Source organism: Pseudoalteromonas sp. QJM3NY_22 (assembly GCF_056173065.1).
Window position 1 is genome coordinate 1,074,098 of the sequence record NZ_CM149655.1, and the last position, 14,904, is coordinate 1,089,001.

At 38.9% G+C, this 14,904-nt stretch carries 14 protein-coding genes; 9 read left to right on the plus strand and 5 right to left on the minus strand.

Annotated elements, in window-relative coordinates:
• Positions 1 to 212 precede the first annotated feature (212 nt).
• The 9 genes from tkt to AC0VZ4_RS04810 all read left to right on the plus strand — a co-directional run bounded on the left by tkt (position 213) and on the right by AC0VZ4_RS04810 (position 9,324).
• Positions 213 to 2,204, plus strand: a complete 1,992-nt coding sequence (tkt, locus tag AC0VZ4_RS04770) for a transketolase (protein WP_475441064.1) — start codon at positions 213 to 215, stop codon at positions 2,202 to 2,204.
• A 395-nt stretch (positions 2,205 to 2,599) separates the two neighbouring features.
• Complete coding sequence (locus AC0VZ4_RS04775) at positions 2,600 to 3,790, plus strand: hypothetical protein (protein ID WP_475441065.1); 1,191 nt, start codon at positions 2,600 to 2,602, stop codon at positions 3,788 to 3,790.
• Complete coding sequence (locus tag AC0VZ4_RS04780) at positions 3,787 to 4,593, plus strand: hypothetical protein (RefSeq protein ID WP_475441066.1); 807 nt, start codon at positions 3,787 to 3,789, stop codon at positions 4,591 to 4,593. The genes AC0VZ4_RS04775 and AC0VZ4_RS04780 overlap by 4 nt, the downstream gene beginning before the upstream one ends.
• Positions 4,568 to 5,392, plus strand: a complete 825-nt coding sequence (locus tag AC0VZ4_RS04785; protein ID WP_475441067.1) for a hypothetical protein — start codon at positions 4,568 to 4,570, stop codon at positions 5,390 to 5,392. Before AC0VZ4_RS04780 ends, AC0VZ4_RS04785 begins: the two co-directional genes overlap by 26 nt.
• Positions 5,367 to 6,191 carry a hypothetical protein gene (locus AC0VZ4_RS04790; protein ID WP_475441068.1) on the plus strand — a complete coding sequence of 275 codons (825 nt, stop codon included), beginning with the start codon at positions 5,367 to 5,369 and terminating at the stop codon, positions 6,189 to 6,191. The genes AC0VZ4_RS04785 and AC0VZ4_RS04790 overlap by 26 nt, the downstream gene beginning before the upstream one ends.
• Positions 6,192 to 6,570: 379 nt before the next feature.
• Entirely contained in the window at positions 6,571 to 6,885 is a 315-nt protein-coding gene (ppnP, locus tag AC0VZ4_RS04795) for a pyrimidine/purine nucleoside phosphorylase (protein ID WP_002958974.1), read from the plus strand.
• Between the two features lie 177 nt (positions 6,886 to 7,062).
• Positions 7,063 to 7,419: a ribosome hibernation-promoting factor, HPF/YfiA family gene (gene hpf, locus AC0VZ4_RS04800; protein ID WP_007584763.1), complete on the plus strand. Its 357-nt coding sequence runs from the start codon at positions 7,063 to 7,065 to the stop codon at positions 7,417 to 7,419.
• Between the two features lie 202 nt (positions 7,420 to 7,621).
• Positions 7,622 to 8,797 (plus strand): NRAMP family divalent metal transporter, encoded by a 1,176-nt coding sequence (locus AC0VZ4_RS04805; protein ID WP_475441617.1) that lies wholly within the window; start codon positions 7,622 to 7,624, stop codon positions 8,795 to 8,797.
• A gap of 71 nt (positions 8,798 to 8,868) precedes the next feature.
• Positions 8,869 to 9,324 (plus strand): GNAT family N-acetyltransferase, encoded by a 456-nt coding sequence (locus AC0VZ4_RS04810; RefSeq protein ID WP_007376060.1) that lies wholly within the window; start codon positions 8,869 to 8,871, stop codon positions 9,322 to 9,324.
• Positions 9,325 to 9,460: 136 nt separating this feature from the next.
• Here AC0VZ4_RS04810 and AC0VZ4_RS04815 read toward each other — a convergent pair whose 3' ends face one another.
• The 5 genes from AC0VZ4_RS04815 to AC0VZ4_RS04835 form a co-directional block, all read right to left on the minus strand.
• A complete protein-coding gene (locus AC0VZ4_RS04815) occupies positions 9,461 to 11,761 on the minus strand; it encodes a methyl-accepting chemotaxis protein (protein WP_475441069.1) in 2,301 nt (766 codons plus the stop codon).
• Positions 11,762 to 12,104: 343 nt separating this feature from the next.
• A complete protein-coding gene (locus AC0VZ4_RS04820; RefSeq protein ID WP_475441070.1) occupies positions 12,105 to 12,527 on the minus strand; it encodes a hypothetical protein in 423 nt (140 codons plus the stop codon).
• Between the two features lies 1 nt (position 12,528).
• Complete coding sequence (locus tag AC0VZ4_RS04825; RefSeq protein WP_475441071.1) at positions 12,529 to 13,716, minus strand: vWA domain-containing protein; 1,188 nt, start codon at positions 13,714 to 13,716, stop codon at positions 12,529 to 12,531.
• Position 13,717: 1 nt separating this feature from the next.
• Entirely contained in the window at positions 13,718 to 14,566 is an 849-nt protein-coding gene (locus tag AC0VZ4_RS04830; protein WP_475441072.1) for an AAA family ATPase, read from the minus strand.
• A gap of 52 nt (positions 14,567 to 14,618) precedes the next feature.
• Positions 14,619 to 14,858 (minus strand): DUF1653 domain-containing protein, encoded by a 240-nt coding sequence (locus AC0VZ4_RS04835; protein ID WP_475441073.1) that lies wholly within the window; start codon positions 14,856 to 14,858, stop codon positions 14,619 to 14,621.
• Positions 14,859 to 14,904: the final 46 nt, after the last annotated feature.

A 14,904-nucleotide genomic window follows, 5' to 3' on the forward strand; every position in this document is an offset into this window, starting at 1 on the left:
TGCATAGTGTTTTTACGCCTAGACGTCTAAATAAAATAACTAATATCATTATGGTCTTAAAAAATATTCATAATAGCTCCTTTTATAGGGTTTTTAATTGCACACAGCCCCCACAATAAGTAAGAATAGATGTATTACAGTGTCCAAGTTACTTGGATACATAAACGAATACATTAATACCCGTGCAAATACACATAAAGGTAGGAGAATTCATGCCATCTCGCAAAGAACTTGCAAATGCTATTCGCGTCTTGTCAATGGACGCAGTACAAAAGGCCAAATCTGGCCACCCTGGAGCCCCAATGGGCATGGCCGATATCGCAGAAGTATTATGGCGCGATTATCTAAAACATAACCCAACGAATCCAGAGTGGGCTGACCGTGACAGATTTATTCTTTCAAACGGCCACGGTTCAATGCTTATCTATTCTCTATTGCACCTAAGTGGTTATGACTTACCACTAGACGAAATTAAAAACTTCCGTCAAATGCATTCTAAAACACCAGGTCACCCTGAATATGGCTATGCACCAGGAATCGAAACTACTACGGGCCCATTAGGTCAAGGGATCACAAATGCCGTAGGTATGGCAATTGCTGAAAAAGCACTCGCTGCACAGTTTAACCGTGAAGGTCACGATATAGTTGATCATTTTACCTATGCATTTATGGGCGATGGCTGCCTTATGGAAGGTATTTCTCATGAAGCAGGTTCACTTGCAGGCACATTAGGCCTAGGTAAACTTGTTGCATTTTGGGATGACAACGGCATCTCAATCGATGGCGAAGTAGAAGGTTGGTTTACTGATGATACGCCAGCTCGCTTTAAAGCATACGGTTGGCATGTAATTAGTGGTGTTGATGGCCACGACAGCGATGCTGTAAGTGCTGCAATTGCAGAAGCAAAAAGCGTTACCGACAAACCTTCACTAATTTGTTGTAAAACAATTATTGGTTACGGCTCACCTAATAAATCTGGTAGCCACGATTGTCACGGTGCACCACTAGGTGATGACGAAATTAAAGCGTCTCGCGAATTCTTAGGTTGGACTGGCGATGCGTTCGAAATTCCTGATGATATTTACGCACAATGGGATAGTAAAGAAAAAGGTCAACAGCTTGAATCAAGCTGGGACGAAAAATTTGCAGCATACGCAAAAGCATACCCAGAGCTTGCGGCTGAATATAAGCGTCGTATTAATAACGAACTGCCTGGCGATTGGGCTGAAAAATCTCAAGCTTACATTGAGCAATTACAAGCAAACCCTGCAAACCCAGCGTCTCGTAAAGCATCGCAAAATGCATTAAATGCGTTTGGTCCGTTATTACCAGAATTTATGGGTGGCTCAGCCGATTTAGCAGGCTCAAACTTAACAATTTGGGATGGTTCTAAAGGTTTAACACACGACGATGCAAGCGGTAACTACATTTACTACGGTGTACGTGAGTTTGGTATGTCGGCAATTATGAATGGTATTGCCCTTCATAAAGGCTTTATTCCTTACGGTGCTACGTTCTTAATGTTTGTTGAATATGCAAAAAATGCTGTACGTATGGCTGCATTAATGAAGCAACCAAGCATTTTTGTATACACGCACGATTCAATTGGTTTAGGTGAAGATGGTCCAACTCACCAACCAGTAGAGCAAATTGCAAGCATGCGTTTAACGCCTAACTTATACAACTGGCGTCCATGTGACCAAGTTGAGTCGGCAATTGCATGGCAACAAGCTATTGAGCGTAAAGACGGTCCTACATCGTTAATCTTTACTCGCCAAGGTCTTGAGCAACAAGCGCGTGACGCACAGCAATTAGCAGATGTTAAAAAGGGTGGTTACATCCTTAGCTGTGACGGCAATCCAGAGATTATCTTTATTGCGACGGGCTCTGAAGTGCAACTAGCACAAGATTCAGCAACTGAGCTACGCAGCCAAGGTAAAAAGGTACGTGTTGTATCTATGCCATGTACTGATGCCTTTGAAGATCAAAGCGCAGCATACAAAGAAAGCGTATTACCGGCATCTGTTTCACGCCGCGTAGCAGTAGAAGCGGGTATTGCTGATTACTGGTACAAGTACGTAGGCCTAAACGGCGCAGTAGTAGGTATGACTACCTTTGGTGAGTCAGCACCAGCTAATGAGTTGTTTGAGCACTTTGGTTTTACAGTGGCAAACATTGTAAGCAAAGCAAACGAGCTTTTTTAATCGATTGCTTTAAAGATTAAAAGCCCGCTCTGTTTAAAACAGGACGGGCTTTTTTGTTTGTAGGTCGTGCTTTAGCGCGTTATACCAATCTGCTTATATATGGGGTCTATTTAACATTAAGAAAATTACGCTAGAACTAGGCAAAATTTTTTGTATCTAGTTGTTCTAAATAAAAATTTTTAACGACGTAATAGTGCAATTTAATTCGTTAAATTGATCAAAGATTTATGCAGGTTGGTGTTAAAGGTAAATCAAAAATATGACGCCATAAATGACGACCTACAATGGAGCCAGAAAGATGTAATTCAACATTAAAATACTGCGTTAAATTATTTTTGCTCTAATAAATAATTTAACGCAGTATTTTAACCCAGACTCATTTACAAGGAAGAAATATGTCTTGGTCTAAACTCAATAAAACTATCAATGCTCATTCTGTAATCCCTCTTGACGCGCTTAGCTGTCGAGATTTTGGTGTTAAACTCCCTATTAACTTCCCATTTAGTAAAGCTAAATTTACCTGCCAAGCTCTCGCTATGCTATCGCAGCTCAATGATTATGATTTAAAAATGGTATGCGCCGATATTATTCAAATATGCGCGAACCCTAATGCTACAAACTCAATTAAGCATAGCCGTAACCCGCTGCGCCGTTTATGGCGGACAAAATACCCATTTCGTAATTATCACTTTTTAATACGTTATAGCTTAGAAGCAAGTAATATATCCATAACCGATATATTATTTGATAAGCAATTAGAGGGAGCTAAAAGTAACTTTTCTGCGGAGCGGACTATGTTATATGAGGTGAAAAGGCGCAGCAGTGATACATACGACAAAGCAATGAACGAAGAAGAAATAAAGAAAGTACAAGGTGCTTGGGAGCCAATTCCAACTCCAACCACACAAATAAAAACGCAGCATGCGGCGGTCAATGGTATGCAAAATGAGCTTACCAAAGCCACATGGTTAATGGGCACTCACCTTGATAGAGCTTACGAGGGCGACGGTATAAAAGCTTATACCTTGTTTCATAATCCCACTGATTATACAAAGCTTGACTTAATTGAGTGCGCGTTTGATAAGCGTTCAGGGACTAAATCCCATAATGCTCAGCATTTAGCGGCTGTGCTGGCACAAAATAGCCAACAAGGTAAACAGGTAAAATGGCTGGCGCACAGCCAAGGCGCGATAATTTTTTGCGCGGCTCTGGAGCACTATCGTATTTATTATGGTAAGCCTCTTACAGGCCAACAACTTGCTGTGCATGGTTCAGGCTCAAATGTCGAACGTTTAAAACGCATTGCCCACAGCGTAGGTGTAAAAGTTGTCTCAGTGCGTAATAACCCTTATGATTTAGTGCCTAATTTAGCTGACCGCAGTAAAATATCATCCAGTAGTTTAGTACGTTCGCTGAAATTTAAAGGCCTGGTTACAGATGGCTCTGTTGGCGAAAGCCCACACACTTTACCGTTTTTAGGCTTAGTCACCTATGCAGCTCAGCTAGAAATGCTAGGTAATAATGAAAAGGCCGACATAGTAAGAAAGTTTATTAAAACTCTACCGCCTACGGATGCGCGATTATGATCAAATTAGCCAAGGCTTTTTACCGTGGTTTTGTCGGCGGATCCAATTTTGAAAATTGCATCTACTATCGCTTTATTTTAGAAGGTAAGCTATTAACCCTTGATATGCCTAGTAGTAATGTTGCTGCTGTACCTTCTACAATTGATGTCTCATTTCCCTATAATTCAACAAGTTGGTTTAATCAGCACAAGGAAGATTATTTCCACCACGTATATGTACATATGCTTACTAAAAACTGGATGTACTTGCCACCAGTAAGCTATTTACCAAGTAGTGAGTATGGCATGCTTAGTTGCCAACTAAGGATTAAACAAACTAATGAAATCAATGTACTGGATACCGTGCAATTAAAGCGTTTTGTGATTGAATCATACGATAACTTCCATTGGGGACCTGATGGCAGAAATACCGAAGTTAAAAATGATACTACATTAGAATCAAGTAAAATGGCCGTCCCTTTTGAGCCTGATGAGTTAGAGGAAGAAATTTTAGGGCGTATTGAGACTCGAGGATATCCACCACTACCAGCAGCCAAAGAAGTTATATTTAACAATTGCCAGTGGGTGTTCTACCAAGTAAAAAGAAATAATAGCCTCTCTCGTCAAGATTTTTATTGTTTGCCATTAAGTGAACATGCTTTTTTAGAGGTTGAATTTAATCATCGTATTGATCGCTCTGATAAGCATAAAAAATGGGCTAAGCATGCGCTTGAATCACAACAGCGGATTATGGAATCAATAAAGCTCAGTGATTTACCTCCAGAACACGATAATTTAATTGCTGACAATTCTAAAAGTGTTTAATTTAGCCAAGGCGTTTTATCGTGGTTTTATTGGCGGGCCCAATTTTGAAAATTGTGTTCACCATCGCCTTATTTTAGAAGGTAAGCTATTAACCCTTGATATGCCTAGTAGTAATGTTGCTGCTGTACCTTCTACAATTGATGTCTCATTTCCCTATAATTCGACCAGCTGGTTTAAACAACATAAAAAAAACTATTTACATCATGAATACGTGCATATGCTCACTGAAAATTGGATGTATTTACCACCAGTTAGTTATTTGCCCAGTAGTGAGTATGGCATGCTCAGTAGTCAGTTACGGATTAAACAAACCAATAAAATCAATGTGCTTGATATCAGCCAATTAAAACATTTTGTAATTGATGAGTACGATGACTTTCATTGGGCCCCAGATGGAAAAAACACTAAAATCAAAAATGATACCACCTTAGAATCGAGAAAAAGAGCAAATCCTTGGCAGGGGGAAGCTTTAAAAGAAGAAATTATAGGTCGTATTGAATCTTATGGAAAGCCGCCATTACCTGCCGCTAAAGAGGTTATGATTAATAATCGCCAATGGGTATTTTACCAAGTAAAAAAAAGTAATAGGCGCTCTCGTCACGATTTTTATTGTTTGCCATTAAGTGAGCATGCTTTTTTAGAAGTAAAGTTTAACCATCGTGTTGATCGCTCTGACAAGCATAAAAAATGGGCTAAGCATGCGCTTGAATCACAACAGCGGATTATGGAATCAATAAAGCTTAGTGATTTACCTCCAGAACACGATAATTTAATTGCTGACAATTCTAAAAGTGTTTAATTTAGCCAAGGCGTTTTATCGTGGTTTTATTGGCGGGCCCAATTTTGAAAATTGTGTTCACCATCGTCTTATTTTAGAAGGTAAGCTATTAACCCTTGATATGCCTAGTAGTAATGTTGCTGCTGTACCTTCTACAATTGATGTCTCATTTCCCTATAATTCGACCAGCTGGTTTAAACAACATAAAAAAAACTATTTACACCATGAATACGTACATATGCTCACTGAAAATTGGATGTATTTGCCACCAGTAAGTTATTTACCAAGCAGTGAGTATGGCATGCTTAGTTGCCAACTAAGAATTAAGCAAACCAATAAAATCAATGTTCTTGATACTATGCAATTAAAACGCTTTGTGATTGATGAGTATGATAATTATCATTGGGGGTCAGATGGTTATAACACTAAGCTTCAAAATGATACCAAGCTAGAGTCGAATAAAAGAGCAAACCCATGGCAAGGTGAGGCACTTAAAAAGGAAATTTTAGGGCGCGTTGAATCTTATGGTTATCCGCCACTGCCTGCGGCTAAAGAGGTAATTATTAATGATCGCCAATGGGTGTTTTATCAAATAAAAAAAAGTAATAAGCGTTCTCGCCAAGATTTTTATTGCTTACCATTAAGTGAGCATGCATTTTTAGAGGTTGAATTTAATCACCGTGTTGATCTTTCCCATAAACATAAAAAATGGACTAAGCATGCACTTGAATCACAACAGCGGATTATGGAATCAATAAAGCTTACTGAGTTACCCCCCGACCACGATAATTTAATTACTGATAACTCGCAGGGCGTTTAACTTTCTCAAAGCCTTATCTCTTTTTTTGAAAGCGCAGTGTCTCTTATTCCTCCTTGTAATAAATTATAAGTTCTGTTGCGCGATCTCGCTGGTTTAAAATTTTGTAAAAGAGTTACTTTTAAAACAAGAAAAGCTAGCTTTACAAAAAGTTGCACCAAAAGTTAAGGAGCGTTATTTGTAGACGTAGAGCTTGCTCACGTGAGAAGCGTAGCTTCTAATTATTTAACATATCCTCTAAAAGCTAATATTCAATAAAAATAAGTTGTTGTTTGCCGTCATGATATTTTGACTTAATGTTTTTCGCTCCACTTCCTTGCAAGCTCATTATGTATCAGGCAATGTGACCGCAATTAAATATAAAAATTAGCAGGAGCTAAAAATGCCAAAGTTCGATAACGTAAGTGTAGTAAAAAAAGCCAATGTATATTTTGACGGAAAAGTGTCAAGTCGTACCGTTATTTTAGGTGATGGCGAAGCGAAAACTTTAGGCTTTATGCAACCTGGTGAGTTTGTTTTTGATACAAACCAAAAAGAATGCATGGAGCTTTTAGCTGGCCAATGGGATATTTTATTACCAGGTGCAAGTGAGTGGAAAACATTTAACGCGGGTGAGTCGTTTAATGTTGATGCAAATGTAAGCTTTAAAGTAAAAGTATCTGATTTTGCTGACTACTGTTGTTCGTACACAGATTAATCAGTACAGCTAGACGTCTGAAAGCCCATGCACTATGGGCTTTGCATAAACTTTGCGCAACGCATGATTTAAATCACCAAAAACCGCAAATAAACCTCAAATATCTCTCTTTTTTCCTTGTGTTAATCTAAATAGCCCCCAATACTATTTATGAGGTAACAAATAAAAGGATACCCTATGAAAATTAATCTTTCTGGTCACCATGTTGAAGTTACTGACTCTATTAGAGAGCACATCAACGAAAAATTTTCAAAAATCGAGAGCCATTTCCCATCGCTTATTGCACTCGAAATTATTTTGTCTAAAGAACATCATAAAATCCAAGCTGAAATTAGCACTAATTATGAAGGCACGCGCATATCGGTAAAAGGGGAAAACGAAGTTATGTACCCTGCCATTGCAAGTGCAGCTAAAAAACTCGATGCGGCACTAAAACATCGAAAAGGGCAGATAAAAGCAAACCTACACGAAAAGCCTGTTAGCACGACACCTGAAATCGCACACGAGATCATCCAAGAGATGGATCTTAAATAAAATTTAGTTCCAAAGTATTATAAAAAAGAGCCGTATGGCTCTTTTTTATTGCCTGTAATTTAGGTAAGTTATGCGCTCTTGCAGTTTATTAATCAAAAAAATTAATAAAAGCAGCGTACAACACACATATTTTGAGAAATTAATGCACACAACAAAAGCAGTATGGAAGTCTCGACTAGGTGCGCTTGGACCTGGAATACTCATGGCAACAGCCGCTATTGGCGGTTCTCACTTAGTTGCCTCTACGCAAGCTGGAGCAATATTTGGTTGGCAACTATTTTGGCTAATCCTTGTTGTTAATGTTTTAAAGTACCCGTTTTTTCGCTTTGGTATGGAATACACACTCGCGACTAAAAATAGCCTAGTGGAGGGCTATAAGAGTCAAGGCCCGTTTTATTTTTACAGCTTTATCGGTTTAAACATTGTTGCCGCTGTTGTTAATACCGCCGGCGTATTACTGCTTACCGCAAGCTTACTGCATTACGCACTGCCTGTAGTAATAGAGGTAACACTGCTATGTTGGATATTATTAGGAGTGTGTTTAGCCATATTATTGTTAGGACACTTTAAAGCGCTCGACAGTGTGGCCAAAGGCATAATGGGATTATTAACACTGGCTACCGTTATTGCGTTAGTTATCGCGTTTAGTAATGGCCCAATGGCGCCTGCTGACTATGTTGGGCCTTCACCATATGAACTTGCCATGCTTAGCTTTATGGTGGCTTTAATGGGCTGGATGCCTGCCCCAATAGAAATATCAGCTCTTAGCTCGCTTTGGCTAAAAGAAAAACAAGCGCAGCAAACAGTTTCTAAAAGCCAAGGCTTGTTCGATTTTAACGTAGGTTACTGGCTTACAGCTGGCTTAGCCTTGGTATTTTTTAGCTTAGGTGTATTAGTGCAGTACGGGCAAACCAGTAGTATAGAGCTCGGCGGTGTCGCGTTTGCCAAGCAGCTTATTGATATGTACGCATTAACAATAGGCGAGTGGGCAAGGCCGCTTGTATCAGCAATCGCTTTTTTATGTATGTTTGGCACTACACTCACCGTGCTAGACGGCTACGCCCGTACGCTTAACGAATCTCATAAACTACTTGGCTTTAAGCAATCAAAACACAGCCTAAATATTTGGTTAATACTACAAGCACTTGCCGGTATGGCCGTTATTTTATTTTTTAAATCAGCCCTTGGCCCCATGCTTACGTTTGCAATGACACTTTCATTTGTTACAACGCCTGTATTTGCATGGCTCAACTTTAGCCTCGTGCGATCAGAGCCTGCTATAAGGCATAGCGTTTTACTACGTAGTTTAACGTGGTTAGGTTTGGTGTACTTAGTTGGGTTTGCTGTCGCTTTTGTAGTATGGAAACTAGCAGCCTAAATAGAGCCACTTACTTTAGGGTTTTAATTAAAGCCCTAAAGCATTAAATTCTAGGATTAAACGAGGTATAAATGGATGTTAGAATAGGTGAGCTTTCAAACCCACACGTTATAAAGTTACTACAAGCGCATCATAACGATATGTTAAAACACTCGCCCGTTGAGAGCGTACATGCACTTGATGTGAGTAAACTCACTCAGCCCGATATAACTTTTTATAGCTTATGGATTGATAATAATTTAGCGGGTGTTGGCGCTTTAAAAGCACTAAATACAACGCATGGCGAAATTAAATCAATGCGCACATCAAGCAACTATTTACGCCAAGGCATCGCTGCTAAGTTACTTACGCATATTATTGAGCAATCAACTTTGCGAGGTTACAAAAAGTTAAGTTTAGAGACCGGCACTGCAGAGGCATTTTTACCCGCACAAAAGCTTTATGCTCAATTTGGTTTTAAAGAATGCGAACCATTTGGTGATTATGAGGTAGATCCGTACAGCTTGTTTATGAGTAAATCGATTTAAACTAAAATGAACGAGAAGTAACGTTTTGTAGTTGTATGATTTAAATATTATCTGCATGGCTGCTCAGAGCGAGAAGCAGACGGTCGATCAAACTCATTTTTGGACAAAAACAATTGAGAGACAACTAAACACAAAGCTAAACTTTGTACCTTTTAGTCTCTTCTTTTAATTCTTCAGCTACCGATGATAACTCGCTTGCGACTCCAGTTATATTTGCCGATGCCTCCGTTATTTCTTTTGCTCGATTATTCAATTCCGTCATGCTCTCCGTTATATATTCAATTGAATAACCTTGCATTTGTGTGGCTGACGATATTTCTGAACTCATGCTGCTTAGTTTAACTATCGTCTCTTTTAATTCATGGAGTGCTTCATTTACGTCGTCAACAAGATGAATGCCACCTTCGGCTGAAATGCTTGCTCTTTCCATAGACTCAAAAGATTGTTGAGCTATATCGGTTAGCTGAGTAATTTGAGTTTGAATTGTTACTGTACTTTCTTGAGTTCGAGAGGCTAAGCTTCTAACTTCATCAGCTACTACTGCAAACCCTCGTCCCTGTTCACCAGCTCTGGCTGCTTCAATAGCCGCATTTAAGGCTAACAAGTTTGTCTGTTCAGCAATGGCGTTTATTACACCTAATACATCGCCAATACCTTTGACACTGTCTTGAAGTTGTTTAATTGTTTTAGATGACTTATTCACTTCAGTAACTAATTGCTTAATGTTGTCAGCCGCTAAGGTTGCCCTTTCGGCATTTTCTTCAGTTTTATCTTTTGCTTCGTTTGCGTCAGTGAGAGCCGTTTGTGTCTGATTATTTATTTCAGATACAGAAACACTAAATTGCTCTATAGACTCATGCACTTGCTTAATTGAATTTTCCTGCTCATTCAGTGTTACGTTAGTTTGCTCTGTTGTCACCCCTAATTCGGTGCCACTAGATGCAATTCTTGATACCGCCTCTTGCACCGAACTAAATGCCTCAGAGATTTGCCCAATAAATGCATTAAAACCTAAGACTATTTTGTTTATTTCTGGAGTATTAGATTTATCCAACCTTACTGTTAAATCAGCTTCCCCTTGAGATAAAGACTCGAAGCGACTTGCAAGTATCGTCAATGGTTTAACTAATGAATTGGATAATTGCAATGCTATAAATACTGCAATAATTGCAATTACTGTAATTATAGTTAGTGCAGTACCCCAGATATAATTCGAAAGAGTATTTACCGCCTTGAGGGCTTCCTCTTCATCTATTTCTGACATAATCGCCCAGCGATTATTACCAAACTCTACTGGGCCGTATGAGCTTAAAACAGGGACTTCTCTATAATCATTAAAAATTGCAAAACCAACATTTCCAGACAATGCATCTCTAACCCCCACAGTTTCAACTGGTTGAATTGCTATTGTTGTATCTTTATTGGCAATTTGGTCAGTTTGCGTCATACCAACTCTTTTTATTAAGGAAAGATACCCCTCTTTGTCTTCAACAAAAAAACGACTTTCGTTTCTTAAGGTTTTATCTTGGCCGACCAAATAAATCTCGCCGCTTTCTCCAAAACCTGATTCAGCCCACTTCTCTTTTTGCGTCATTAAATTATTAAGACGGTCTATCGGCATTTGGAATATCAAAACACCTAAAAGCTTATTACCTTCATATATTGGAGTCGAAATAAAGCTCGCTGCATTATTATAAGAAGGTAAATAGGCCTCAAAATCAGTTAAGTAGGTTTCGCCTTTATTAAGATTTAAACCTTCGTTAAACGCTTCGGCTATTCCTGTATTTTTATATGGTCCAAATTTTAGGCTAGTGGCAAAGTCTAGTTCTTTGAAAACACTGTAAACAATATAACCTTGTGTGGGCTCTACAATAAATACGTCGTAATAGCCAAATTCTTTTAAAAAAGTTCTAACACCAGAGTGATATCTTTTGTGGGTTAAATCATATTCACTATTATCGTTAATTGAATCTAAATTGTCTTTTTCACCAAGAGGGTTTGGGTTCAATGAAATAAATTGAGATTGCATCGCTTTAGAAATGCTGGGTAATGACCTATATAAGTTTGAAGTATTAATAGGCGTTGAATTTTGCTGGTCGTAAGTTGGTTTAAACTGACCGGTGTAATAAGCGCCTAAACTAGCTAAGTTATAGTTTGATTCATCATATTCAAAAAATGCTTGTACAAATTGCTGAGTTGCTTCTTTTATAGATACGCCACTTGCCATAACTACCGCTTGCTTTTCAATCGTTTCTAAATAGTTAGCAAGCTCAGAGGTTATAAGTGTGCGTTTTGCTGTCAAATCAAACTGCGCTTTAGTCAACGCATCTTTTTTCATTTCAGTTAATGAAAGTTGAGATATAGCAAATAAAGAAACGATTGAAGAAATAATAGCGACTATGGAAATGACAAAAAGTAGTTTCTTTTTTAATGACATAAGGTTGTCCAATAAAGTGCCAAATAAAATGCATTACTAATATATAGTAAAACATTAGCGGATTAAAATTTCAATTAAATTGTCATGGTAAACAGCACATCGCAAATTTAGAGCATTTACGTAAAATAATTTTGGGGCAGAAACGAGTTAATCATGAATGACTGCTCATGGCACTGAGCTGTCATTGATATTAACTATCAACTCAGCTCTTTTATCGCTCTACTTATCCCATCTAAGCTCAGCGCATATATACGGTCGTTCATTAGCTTTTTTATAAAGCCAATTGATTGATAGTGCAGCCAATGCTCAACGAGTTGTGAGTTTAGCCAATCTAGCCTAATTGTTACTCATTTGAGTAAACAATAATTTCATCAGAATTTGGTAATTTATAAAATCCAACATTTTTTGATTGCTTACCCATGAAATCAATAGCATATTTCATCTCTGCAATTGTTCTTACTGTAGAAAATTTATCTTTAAAACATGCTGAGAATTCGTATGTGAAAGATGTTGACTGATCATAACCTCCCAGCTCTAAAAGGTTATACTCAGTAAAAGGATCTGGTCCTAAAATTTGATGAGAGGTAATAAAAGGCACCCTAGAGTCTTGTGATTTCCAATCATTCAAGCATTTAGCTTCAACATTGCTTGCTAATAAATAAATGCTTTTATCCTTTTTAGAGTCACTTATAAAGATAGTAATAAAAACCAAATTTATAATAAGTGATGCAAACAAAACTAATTTTAATATATTCCTATTATTCATTTTAACTCAGCTCTTTTATCGCTCTACTTATTCCATCTAAACTCAGCGCATACATGCGATTGTTCATTAACTCTTTTATAAAGCCAATTGATTGATAGTACGGCCAGTGTTCAACGGGTTGTGGGTTGAGCCAGGCGACTTTATCAAAGTGGTTTGTTATACGTTGTAACCATGCACTGCAGGGCTCTTCATTGTAGTGTTCTACCGAGCCGCCAGCATAAGCTATTTCGTATGGGCCCATAGTAGCATCGCCAACAAATATTACTTTATAGTCGCTGGTAAATTTATTAATCAGCGTCATGGTGTCTATTACGTTTGAATGGCGGCGCGCGTTATCTTGCCATATATGCTCGTATAAACAGTTGTGAAAGTAGTAAAACTCTAGGTGTTTAAATTCGCTGTGGGCGGCGCTAAATAATTCTTCGCAGGTGTGAATGTAGTCATCCATTGAGCCACCAATATCAAACAGCATGAGTACTTTTACTGCATTGTGGCGCTCGGGCGCCATTTTTACATCAAGCATGCCGCCTTGTTTTGCAGTAGCGCGAATAGTCTCGTTTAAATCAAGCGTGTCGCTTGCGCCAGTGCGGGCAAACTTTCGTAACTTTTTAAGGGCGAGTTTAATTGTGCGCGAGCCAATTTCTCTGTCGGTGTCGAGGTTTTTGTATTCTCGTTTATCCCACACTTTTACTGCTTGGCGGTTACGGTTGCCGTTTTGTCCTATACGCACGCCTTCTGGGTTATAGCCGTATGCACCAAAAGGTGATGTGCCGCCAGTGCCCACCCATTTATTGCCGCCTGCGTGGCGTTTTTGTTGCTCTTCTAAACGCTCTTTTAGGGTTTTCATAAGCTCGTCGAGTCCGCCCATGGCCTTAAGTTGAGCTTTTTCTTCATCGCTTAGGTTTTTTTCAAACTCTTTACGTAGCCAATCTTCAGGTAAGTTGTACTGTTGCTTTAATCTCTCGAGCAAATCAAGGTCGGCAATACCACTAAAGTAGTCGCTAAAGGCTTTGTCGAAGCGATCAAAGTGCGTTTCGTCTTTTACCATTATAGTGCGAGCCAAATGGTAAAATGCATCTACGTCGGCAAATATAACGCCTTTTTTTAATGCGTTTATTAAATCGAGTAACTCGCGCAGGCTTACAGGTAAACGGTATTTACGTAGCGTGAAAAAAAACTGTACTAACATGTTAGCGACGGCTCATAAACGCGAGCTTTTCGATTAGGCTTATGTCTTGCTCATTTTTAAGTAATGCGCCAAACATGGGCATTAAACCGCTTTTTTTAGCTTTATCGTGCAGTGTTTTAGCGTCTATGTCTTCAGCCATTAAAAGCTTTAACCAGTCGAGTAATTCGCTGGTGGAAGGTTTCTTTTTAAGGCCGCTTGCTTCGCGCAGGTTAAAAAACACTTCGAGTGCTTGGCGTACTAAATCTTGTTTAACGTTAGGGTAGTGCACGTCAATAATTTGCTGCATTTCGTCGCTGCTAGGAAAATCAATGTAATGAAAAAAGCAGCGGCGTAAAAATGCGTCCGGCAATTCTTTTTCGTTATTAGAGGTGATGATTACAATAGGGCGCTCTTTAGCGACAATGCGCTCGTTAGTCTCATAAACATGAAACTCCATTTTATCAAGCTCAAGTAGTAAATCGTTTGGGAACTCTATGTCGGCTTTGTCTATTTCATCAATTAAAAGCACTGGGCGTTTACCGTTGAGCTCTGCATATGTAAATGCCTGCCAAAGCTTACCTTTAACGATGTAGTTACTAATGTTGTGTACGCGCTCGTCACCTAATTGGCTGTCGCGCAGGCGCGAAACCGCGTCGTACTCGTATAAGCCTTGCTGCGCTTTAGTGGTCGATTTTATATGCCACTGAATAAGTGTGGTATCTAAACTTTTAGCTAACTCCTCAGCCAGCATGGTTTTACCTGTGCCAGGTTCGCCTTTAATTAAAAGTGGTTTTTCGAGCATAATGGCAGCATTTACAGCTTGTTTAAGCGCGCTACTCGCTATGTAATTGTCAGTTGAATTAAATTGCACGGTGTACCCTTGTCTGGTCTGAGCAGTTAGTTATTTTGTTATAATGCCATAGTTAAGCAGCAGGTCCAAGGTAGGCAAAACGCGGTATGACCTCACCTTCTTTTTCAACAGTTTCTAAAAACATACTAAGTGGGCGCGCCCATATACCAAATTCACCATAAAGTGCTTGGTAAATCACAAGTTGTTCCTCGGTTTCGCTATGGGTGGCAACATGAATAACTTTGTATTGCGGGCCTTTGTAGTGTTGATATATGCCTGGTTTTAGGGAAAGTGGTTTTATTGCTGTAGTCATGTTTTGATCTCTTGTATAATTTGGCTTTGCACTTTTAATGTTAACT

Excerpts from the sequence above, each read along its gene's own strand:
- tkt (WP_475441064.1), top strand. The coding sequence starts at position 213 with ATGCCATCTCGCAAAGAACTTGCAAATGCTATTCGCGTCTTGTCAATG.
- AC0VZ4_RS04835 (WP_475441073.1), bottom strand. The coding sequence starts at position 14,858 with ATGACTACAGCAATAAAACCACTTTCCCTAAAACCAGGCATATATCAA.
- AC0VZ4_RS04820 (WP_475441070.1), bottom strand. The coding sequence starts at position 12,527 with ATGAATAATAGGAATATATTAAAATTAGTTTTGTTTGCATCACTTATT.
- AC0VZ4_RS04780 (WP_475441066.1), top strand. The coding sequence starts at position 3,787 with ATGATCAAATTAGCCAAGGCTTTTTACCGTGGTTTTGTCGGCGGATCC.
- AC0VZ4_RS04810 (WP_007376060.1), top strand. The coding sequence starts at position 8,869 with ATGGATGTTAGAATAGGTGAGCTTTCAAACCCACACGTTATAAAGTTA.
- AC0VZ4_RS04825 (WP_475441071.1), bottom strand. The coding sequence starts at position 13,716 with ATGTTAGTACAGTTTTTTTTCACGCTACGTAAATACCGTTTACCTGTA.
- AC0VZ4_RS04805 (WP_475441617.1), top strand. The coding sequence starts at position 7,622 with ATGGCAACAGCCGCTATTGGCGGTTCTCACTTAGTTGCCTCTACGCAA.
- hpf (WP_007584763.1), top strand. The coding sequence starts at position 7,063 with ATGAAAATTAATCTTTCTGGTCACCATGTTGAAGTTACTGACTCTATT.
- ppnP (WP_002958974.1), top strand. The coding sequence starts at position 6,571 with ATGCCAAAGTTCGATAACGTAAGTGTAGTAAAAAAAGCCAATGTATAT.
- AC0VZ4_RS04775 (WP_475441065.1), top strand. The coding sequence starts at position 2,600 with ATGTCTTGGTCTAAACTCAATAAAACTATCAATGCTCATTCTGTAATC.
- AC0VZ4_RS04815 (WP_475441069.1), bottom strand. The coding sequence starts at position 11,761 with ATGTCATTAAAAAAGAAACTACTTTTTGTCATTTCCATAGTCGCTATT.